The organism is Sphingomonas sp. CFBP 13706, assembly GCF_014842355.1.
Taxonomy (GTDB): Bacteria; Pseudomonadota; Alphaproteobacteria; order Sphingomonadales; family Sphingomonadaceae; genus Sphingomonas; species Sphingomonas aerolata.
This window is the reverse complement of record NZ_JACYVM010000020.1, coordinates 40,002-46,208: the sequence shown is the minus strand read 5'-3', so window position 1 is coordinate 46,208 and position 6,207 is coordinate 40,002. Positions and strand designations below refer to the sequence as shown.

The 6,207-nt window shown below is 61.4% G+C and carries 9 protein-coding genes and 1 pseudogene; 4 read left to right on the top strand and 6 right to left on the bottom strand.

The window, feature by feature from the left end:
* Positions 1-103 precede the first annotated feature (103 nt).
* The gene (locus IFS44_RS19945) at positions 104-253 is read left to right on the top strand and encodes a hypothetical protein (protein WP_192099795.1); all 150 of its coding nucleotides are present in this window, start codon (positions 104-106) and stop codon (positions 251-253) included.
* A 135-nt stretch (positions 254-388) separates the two neighbouring features.
* Here IFS44_RS19945 and IFS44_RS19940 read toward each other — a convergent pair whose 3' ends face one another.
* From IFS44_RS19940 to IFS44_RS19920, 6 genes and pseudogenes are all read right to left on the bottom strand, one after another.
* On the bottom strand, positions 389-775 hold the full coding sequence (locus IFS44_RS19940; protein ID WP_192099794.1) for a type II toxin-antitoxin system VapC family toxin: 387 nt from the start codon (positions 773-775) through the stop codon (positions 389-391).
* Positions 772-1,016, bottom strand: a pseudogene (locus IFS44_RS22455) (AbrB/MazE/SpoVT family DNA-binding domain-containing protein). Before IFS44_RS22455 ends, IFS44_RS19940 begins: the two are co-directional and overlap by 4 nt.
* 364 nt (positions 1,017-1,380) lie before the next feature.
* Positions 1,381-2,208: a restriction endonuclease gene (locus IFS44_RS19935; protein WP_342366509.1), complete on the bottom strand. Its 828-nt coding sequence runs from the start codon at positions 2,206-2,208 to the stop codon at positions 1,381-1,383.
* A gap of 38 nt (positions 2,209-2,246) precedes the next feature.
* Positions 2,247-2,522 carry a hypothetical protein gene (locus IFS44_RS19930; RefSeq protein WP_192099792.1) on the bottom strand — a complete coding sequence of 92 codons (276 nt, stop codon included), beginning with the start codon at positions 2,520-2,522 and terminating at the stop codon, positions 2,247-2,249.
* Between the two features lie 72 nt (positions 2,523-2,594).
* Positions 2,595-3,623: a site-specific integrase gene (locus tag IFS44_RS19925; RefSeq protein ID WP_342366508.1), complete on the bottom strand. Its 1,029-nt coding sequence runs from the start codon at positions 3,621-3,623 to the stop codon at positions 2,595-2,597.
* Between the two features lie 50 nt (positions 3,624-3,673).
* On the bottom strand, positions 3,674-4,921 hold the full coding sequence (locus tag IFS44_RS19920; RefSeq protein ID WP_192099790.1) for a hypothetical protein: 1,248 nt from the start codon (positions 4,919-4,921) through the stop codon (positions 3,674-3,676).
* Positions 4,922-5,099: 178 nt separating this feature from the next.
* On the opposite strand from IFS44_RS19920, the gene IFS44_RS19915 reads away from it, so the two are divergent.
* The 3 genes from IFS44_RS19915 (at position 5,100) to IFS44_RS19905 (ending at position 6,197) form a co-directional block, all read left to right on the top strand.
* Positions 5,100-5,342, top strand: a complete 243-nt coding sequence (locus tag IFS44_RS19915; protein WP_192099789.1) for an AbrB/MazE/SpoVT family DNA-binding domain-containing protein — start codon at positions 5,100-5,102, stop codon at positions 5,340-5,342.
* Positions 5,339-5,728, top strand: a complete 390-nt coding sequence (locus tag IFS44_RS19910; protein WP_192099788.1) for a type II toxin-antitoxin system VapC family toxin — start codon at positions 5,339-5,341, stop codon at positions 5,726-5,728. Before IFS44_RS19915 ends, IFS44_RS19910 begins: the two co-directional genes overlap by 4 nt.
* Before the next feature lie 109 nt (positions 5,729-5,837).
* On the top strand, positions 5,838-6,197 hold the full coding sequence (locus tag IFS44_RS19905; RefSeq protein WP_192099787.1) for a hypothetical protein: 360 nt from the start codon (positions 5,838-5,840) through the stop codon (positions 6,195-6,197).
* Positions 6,198-6,207: the final 10 nt, after the last annotated feature.

Here is a 6,207-nt window from a genome sequence, read left to right as displayed (position 1 = left end):
CCGACACTACTGCAAGCCCGACTTTTTCAACACAATCGCCCAATAACGGACATTGGCACGTCAGTTCGCGGCTGATAACGTTGTTGCTCAACGGAGGGGGCTTATGGATAAGAAGTTCGCAGGCGGTGGGTTTGCCCTTGGCATTATTGCCGGTGTCATCTTCGACAACATCGCGCTTGGCATGATTTTCGGCCTGATACTCGGCTCTGGGGCCAGTGTAGCAAAGTCGAAGCTGGGCGACCGCGACACCTGAGACCTCGGTAAGACCGGCATCGAAGGTCCGCTTTCCACCACAATGCGACATTGGCGACGGATTTAGCGGTCGCGTGAAACTGGCGGGTTGGTGGAGGATCGGCAAATGGCTGCCCCCTGCCCTTCCCGCCAAATGCTAGCGGATCGTCACGACCTTGACCTCGACCGCATCCGCGATCTTCTTCCAGTTCTGGTCGCTGGTCCAAGCAGGCAGCCCGTCCCGTCGGGCTAGAGCAAGACAGAAACGATCTCCAAGGCTAAGGCCCGCCTCCGCCGTCACGGCGCGCAGTCGCCTGGCGAATTGTGCCAGGGCCTTGTCGGCCGGCACCACCGTCAGTGGCAGCGGATCGAGCATGGCATCGACTTCTCGCTCGGGCATTCCGGCATGGATGAAGTGGGTCACCACCTCGGCGTAATTCACGCTGCTCATTCGCGCACCGGCGATACCGGCTGCAACCTTGGCAGATCCTTTTTCACCCTTGATCATGGCGATGAGCGCCGAAGCGTCGAGAACCACGTTCATTCGCCGCTGTCCTCACGACGCCGATTGAGGAATGCGTCAACCGAGGCGTCGGGATTTTCGCCGGTATATTGCTTGGCGAGCGCTTGTGCCCTTGCCACCGTCTGATTGGCGGTTCGCAGAACGAGGCCATCTTCAGTTTCGTCGAGATATACCGCGCGCCACCGGTCAGACCCAACCGCTTACGAACGTCAGCTGGCAAGCTCATGCGTCCGTTTGGCGTTATGTTGATTTGTAGCGTCATGACGACCTCGCAATCCTCTACCAGCATCGCCATCATCAGTTGGCCTTTTACCGCCTATCCAGCAACCTCTCCTAAGACGTGTCAAAAATATACGTCTGTGCCACATAGCTTGGATCGTGGCCTGCCAACATCACGCAGCACAACCTAGCAAAAACCCGGTACCTTTAGCGTATACCCTTAGGGCATCGGAAAGTGCAGGTCTTCTTTCCGTGGAAGATAGGTTTAAAAAACCGGCACTCGTTTTCAGGGAAAGTCTGTTTGAGGTCTAGAGGCATCGAGGACCATCGAGCACCTACCCTATAAGCACCGCAACCAGGATTCTCTGTCTGCAGGCATTACTCATGTCACCTTGGGAACGGCAGCATCACGCAAAAAGCTGGCTTACGGGAGCGAACACCTCACCCGTTTCGGCAGCGTGTCGAACCTTTCGTGCGATCACCTGATCGACCCCGATGCCCCGATCAAGCGCGTCGTACAGATCCTTGCCGTCGACACCGATCACGCGCCGAGCCCGACCGAAGGCGTGAAGGCCCTCGTCGGTGAAGCTGCCGAAGCTGATGAACACCCCGCGAGCCCATGCCGCTTTCTGATCGACCTTCCCGTGGAACGTGTGCAGCTCGGCCGCACCGATTTTTCTATTCAGCCACTTGGCCTCGACCAGATAGATTTCGTTCGCGAGTTCGAAACTGCCGTCGATCTGTTCGCCAATCAGCCGAAACGGCTCACGCGGTCGCAGCCGGAACGCCTCGAAGGCGGTCGTCAGGAAGCGCTCGAAGGCATAGCCGCGCTGATGCGGGTCAAGATCGCGAACCGCGAGGAGCTCGTCGCGCAGCCGGAGGAAGTCGATCGTATCAAGGAGCTGCGCCGGCACGACGTTGACCGGACTGGTAGAGATCGTGCCCTCCAAGCGCCCGATCAACGCGGCGATCTGACCGCTCGCACGCGGCATCGGGTCAGGAGTGCCCCCGCCCCGCAAGGACTCGCGCTGTTCCCAGAAGACACGCAGCGTCCTGGCGGCGGTCCTGTCATCAACCTGCCCCAGGAAACATCGGAAGCGCTTCCCTTTGGAATCGCCATCTTTCGCATATTGCAGAGCGTCGATATCGACCTCGAGTTCGCGCGCGAAAAAATCGGCGAAAGTACGATTGGAGAAGTCGAGTACCCATCCCTTACCGCTGTCGCCGCGAAACACCTCATCGATGAGACTGAGGTCGATCGATCGCAGGCTGCTCATGCGCCTTTTACTGCCTTATCGGCCAGCCACTCGGCGTGCTTGGCGTCTTCCTCCTCCGCCGTCTTGGCGAAGTAGGCCCGCGCTTCACTTTCTTCGTTGAAGCTGGAATTATATCCGAAGCCACCCCCGCCTTCATAGGCGTGGTGGTGGCGGATCTGCCACGCGTTGTTGGACCAGCCCGGTCGATGGAACAGGGTCAAAACATGCGTGCCGTCACGCGACCATTCACGATGATCCAACATCACCGGCTCGTCATACGTCTCGTTCGTCATCTTCCTATTTCCGGTGATGTGACCGTCATTTGCAAGCCCTGATGCTTGTCCGCATCGTGCTCCCACACGCCATCATGCAAACCCTTCCGCAGCATGGTTGCGGAAAGCTTCCTCGTCCCGGACATAGGTGCTGAGCATCTCGATCGACTTGTGCCGGCTGTGTTCCTGCATCTTGAACAGCGTCGCTCCCGTGCGCCCGGCCTCGGTCAGAAAGCCGGCGCGCAAGCTGTGACCCGCAAACAGCGCCGGGTCGTAGCCCACCGCTGCGGCGCGCTTCTTGACCACCAATGCCACCGATTGCTCGCTCAGCGCCGCATCGGTGACCCGTCCGTGCGGGGTCAGCCGACGGAACACCGCTCCTGCGGTGATCTCGGCGGCCTCGATCCATGCCCGCAGGTGACGCACCGGTTCAATGCGACGCCCCTCCAGGATGGCGACGGATTGGCCAACGCCCGCCTGGTCGCCCTTGGAGAACGGGATGGTGATCGACAGCCCGCGCGGATGCGGAGCTATGTCCTCGACCCGGATCCGCACCAGCTCGGAGCGGCGGAACGCGCCCATCATGCCCATCGTGAGCAGAGCGCGATCGCGTAGGTCAAGCATCGTACCGCCGGTGATCCCGCGCACGATGTCACGCAGGACGTCGGCGTCGGCGGGTCGCTTGGTGGCGCGCCGAACCGAGCGCTTGGCATTGCGAATACCACGCATCATGGCGCTCAGCGTGGCGGCACCGGTTTGCGTCGTCGGCGGTTCGAGCCCGGCCGCGCGATGGGCGAACACGATCGCGGCGAGCCGGCGCTCGATCGACGCCTTGGAGAGCGGACGCCCTGCGGAGAACGTCGTGCCGACGTCGGCGATCTCGGCAAGATAGGCGGCCGCCACTTCGGGTGTGGCGGGCAGCGGTTGATAGCCGCGGGTGGCGCACCAGTCCGTGAAGAGCCGCCAGTCAGAGCGATAGGCGCGAACAGTCGAGGCAGCCGACGCGCGTGCCACATACGCTGCCACCCGCGCCTCATCGTCAGACGTGATGCGCTCAATCAGCGGCGCGGGGGTGACGGGTGTCAGCGCAGGCAGGGTGACGGCCGAGGATGCTGGCGACACTCCACCCTCTTCGCTGGGGGGCTTATCCGTCGCGGGACCAGCGTTCGTCATCATACCGGTCCATGGGCGGCATAGTTGTAGGCGAGGACGCCGGGATGCCAAAGCAATCCGCGGTCTTCCCGCGCCCAATGTCCGATCGGGCGGCAGGTCTGCGGCTCCAGTGGAACAGAGCATCTCTCGCGCTGGAAGATCGAAACCGTTTGCCAGACCCGTAAGTGGGCGGCGTCCAGCATACGCCGCCCGTAGGCGATCGCATCTTCATCGTCCGCGGCGCGCTCGCGATGGCTGCGATACTCATCCCGCCGCCCTCCGCTTTCCCGCCCGACGACGAACTCATAATCATGTAAGTCGTCCGGTGCTCGGATCAGGAACGCGGGGGTGAGGGAGAACTGCTCGTCCTGCTCCCGGAGGCAGGTCAGGCACAGGTTCTGACTGATGACGTTGCCTGGGCAGTCCGGGTACTCGCAATCGTGACGATCGACCGTGCTGACCGCCTCGCAAAAGATGCAGCGCAATGCCGTCTCGCTTGCATCCTTGGTGGGAAACTGGGCAAGCTTGGGAAGGCTTGGCGCGAAATCATGCTCGGCATTGGCAAAGCACTGCGGACATACATACGCATGTCGTCGCCGGTCAAAGCCGAGCAGCTCCAGTGCGTCGGCCGGTGTCAGCAGCGCGATGGCACATCCAATCTCGCCGACAACTTCGCTATAGACATGATCGTCCATGCCGAAGATCGCGTATTTCTGCCCTGCCTCTTGAGCGAGCAGGCGATCGCCCCACGGCATGTCTGCGAACAGGGTCTTGGCGGCGCGCAGGATGGCCAGCACCACCGCGGCCGCGGTGAAGGTCGTGCGCGACGTCGAATGCATGATCCGGTTGCGATCGCGCCGGACCGTCTCCCAGAGGGTCGCGAAGGCCGCATCCAGCGGCGGGTCGATCAGAAGGTTGTGGACCTTCACGAGCTTGGAGGCATCGAGCGTCGGCAACTCACCGAAGGACAGTGGCTCGGTTGCCCCCCTCCCCGGCCAGTCCGCGGGATTGCCCAAGAGCAGAAAGGGCGACACCGCGGCGATCCGCCCCTTCAGCGCCAATTCCATCGCCTGCTGGATCAGGCTGTAGGCGTTGGCCAGTTCAGGTTGGACGCTTTGCCAATAATCGCTGGCCGCCTCTTGGTCATCGGCCGCAGCGCCCATTCGCGTCAGCGCTTGCTGCGCACCAATGGTGATCTTCCACGCGAGGTAGAGTTGGTTGACCCCGGCGGTGTGAAATTCACCCGGCGTCGGCATATCGACAATCACCGTTCCGCCTCCGTTACGACTGCAATTTCGGGCATAGTTCGTAGTAGCAGGAATACAATTTATCGCTAGTACCTATTGTGGCATTCAAGATTGATTGGACGCGGATAAATCTCATCCCCCTCTGGTCGCACTTGTGGTACGCTACTGCCATAACGCCATTGAAAGCGGAGAATGACACGTGATACTCCAGGTTAACATCACGCCGAACGGTCGCATGAGTCTTCCCGTGGGTATCCGTAAGCGGCTGGGACTTGAAGGCGGTGGCGCAGTGCTCGTTGAAGATACGCCAGAGGGTGTCATCCTGCGTACCGTCGATCAGGCTGTGGCCAAGGCGCAGGCGATCGCCAAACGTTATGCTCAGCATCCCGACGCTTCGGTCGATGCCTTTCTGGCGACGCGCCGCGCGGAGACCGGCGAATGACCCACGTCGTGCTCGATGCTTCGGCGATCCTCGCGCTCCTTAAAGGTGAGCGCGGCGCCAGCAAGGTTGCTGGCGTCATCGGCGACGCTTCGGTCTGCGCGGTCAATCAGGCCGAGGTGGTCAGTCACTTCGTCCATCTCGGCGCACCGCTCGAGGATGTCCGCGCCATGCTCGGTACCCTCCCCTATATAGTGGTGCCAGCCGACGATGCGCTAGCCTGGGAGGCTGGTGGCCTGCGATCGGTGACGGCATCCGCCGGGCTGTCACTGGGCGATCGCTTTTGCCTGGCGCTTGCCAAACGCGTAGGGGCGCCGGCCTATACCGCGGACAAGGCCTGGAAGGATATTGCTGGCGATGCCGACGCCAAGGTCGTGGTCATCCGATAACTACATCATTCGCCTGAGCGTTCTTTACCGTGCGACCGCTAAGCCTGACGACTGGGCCGCCCCGCTACGAAACTCCGCGCGACTTTAATCTCATTTAAGGAGTGATCAAATGCGACCCCTGATCCTGCTATCCGCGTGCTTCCTCGGCTCTGCCTGCGGCGTCGGCGCGAGCGCTCCGACCGTTATCGACGGGAGCAGCGCCACAACCTTTGATCAGACGCTACGTGCGGCAAAGGCTGACCTTGGTCCGAAAGATCGTCTCAAATTCGAAGCCGCACTCTCAGAATTCAAGGCTCGGACATTTGCCAAGGCCAACTCTCGGCAGGAGTATCAGCGTCTACTGCGCAAGGGACTCGACGGTCTGACGGCTCCGCGCGTCGTCGATCAGTTTAACCAGGATGTGGACCGGGTTGGTGGCCAGGCCGCGGATGCCGTGTTCGAGGCCAAGCGAGCTTTGAACCGCAAATAGCCGTTGGCTC

Coding starts and splice junctions, on each gene's coding strand:
- IFS44_RS19930 (WP_192099792.1), bottom strand. CDS start 2,522: ATGACGAACGAGACGTATGACGAGCCGGTGATGTTGGATCATCGTGAA.
- IFS44_RS19905 (WP_192099787.1), top strand. CDS start 5,838: ATGCGACCCCTGATCCTGCTATCCGCGTGCTTCCTCGGCTCTGCCTGC.
- IFS44_RS19945 (WP_192099795.1), top strand. CDS start 104: ATGGATAAGAAGTTCGCAGGCGGTGGGTTTGCCCTTGGCATTATTGCC.
- IFS44_RS19910 (WP_192099788.1), top strand. CDS start 5,339: ATGACCCACGTCGTGCTCGATGCTTCGGCGATCCTCGCGCTCCTTAAA.
- IFS44_RS19940 (WP_192099794.1), bottom strand. CDS start 775: ATGAACGTGGTTCTCGACGCTTCGGCGCTCATCGCCATGATCAAGGGT.